The sequence below is a fragment of the Mycobacterium sp. TH-M15 genome (assembly GCF_057473705.1).
This window is the reverse complement of sequence record NZ_JBYCLB010000276.1, coordinates 1-1,626: the sequence shown is the minus strand read 5'-3', so window position 1 is coordinate 1,626 and position 1,626 is coordinate 1. Positions and strand designations below refer to the sequence as shown.

The 1,626-nt window shown below is 68.8% G+C and carries 1 protein-coding gene; it reads left to right on the top strand.

Annotation, left to right across the window (positions count from 1 at the left end; translation table 11 throughout):
- Window positions 1–47 precede the first annotated feature (47 nt).
- Window positions 48–1,626 (top strand): DnaB-like helicase C-terminal domain-containing protein (locus AC2VNT_RS06500; RefSeq protein WP_486946073.1); only part of this gene is annotated, 1,579 nt, incomplete at its 3' end.

Below are 1,626 nucleotides of genomic sequence, written 5' to 3'. Positions count from 1 at the left end.
GTTGTCGGGATTGGCGATTCCGTTGCTTGGCTGGTCTACAGGCGGTCCTGGTGGGCCGGTTGGCATCGCCGACCGGCCTCAGGTCGTGGCGGCGGCTGGTGGAGGCCGGGACGCGGGTGGTGCAGTACGGCTACGCCGGCGCCGAGGGAGCCGACGTCGCCGAGGTGGTCGACCGCGCGCAAGCGGAGATCTACGAGGTCACCGACCGGCGGCTCTCCGAGGACTTCGTCCCGCTGGAGGACCTGCTGCAGCCGACGATGGACGAGATCGACGCCATCGCCTCCGGCGGCGGGCTGGCCCGCGGGGTGCCGACCGGCTTCCACGACCTCGACGAGGTGACCAACGGCCTGCACCCGGGGCAGATGATCATCATCGCCGCCCGGCCGGGGATGGGGAAGGCGCTGGCCCTGGACACCCCGCTGCCGACCCCGTCCGGGTGGACCACGATGGGCGACGTCGCGGTCGGCGACGAGCTGCTCGGCGCCGACGGTGCACCGACCCGGGTGGTGGCCGCCACCGGGGTGATGCTGGGCCGACCCTGCTATGAGATCGAGTTCTCCGACGGGACGGTGATCGTCGCCGACGCCCAACACCAGTGGTCGACCAGGCTGGGTGTGCGGACGACGGTCGAACTGCGCTGTGGGCGGGACAGCATCGCCGCCGCCGGTTCGCCCGGCTACAGCCGGCCGGGTGGGACCGCCGTGCTGGCCCCGGTGGTGCGGATCGACGCGGTCCGGCGCGTCCCCAGCGTCGCGGTGCGCTGCGTCCAGGTGGACAATCCCGAGCACCTGTACCTGGCCGGCGACGGGATGGTGCCCACCCACAACTCCACCCTGGGCCTGGATTTCATGCGGTCCTGCTCGATCAAGAACCGGCTGTCCAGCGTCATCTTCTCGCTGGAGATGAGCAAGTCGGAGATCGTCATGCGGCTGCTCAGCGCCGAGGCGAAGATCAAGCTCGCCGACATGCGGTCGGGCCGGATGAGCGACGACGACTGGACTCGGCTGGCCCGGCGGATGAGCGAGATCAGCGAGGCGCCGCTGTATATCGACGATTCGCCGAATCTGACCATGATGGAGATCCGGGCCAAGGCGCGCCGGCTACGCCAGAAGGCCGACTTGCGGCTGGTGGTGGTCGACTACCTGCAGCTGATGACGTCGGGCAAGAAGTTCGAGTCGCGTCAGGTCGAGGTCTCGGAGTTCTCCCGGAATCTCAAGTTGTTGGCCAAGGAGCTGGAGCTGCCGGTCATCGCGATCAGCCAGCTGAACCGCGGCCCGGAGCAGCGCACCGACAAGAAGCCGATGCTGGCCGACCTGCGTGAGTCGGGCTGTTTGACCGCGTCGACTCGCATTCTGCGGGCCGACACCGGCGCCGAGGTGACGCTGGGCGAGCTGTTGCGCACCGGTGAGCGGCCACTGGTGTGGTCGCTGGACGAGCGGCTGCGGATGGTGGCCCGGCCGATGACCAATGTCTTCCCCAGCGGCCACCGTGAGGTGTTCAAGCTTCGGCTTGTCTCCGGTCGTGAGGTCGAGGCGACGGCGAATCACCCGTTCCTGACGATCGACGGCTGGATACCGCTGGGGGAATTGAAAATCGGCGATCGGCTGGCCGTACCGCGGCGGATAC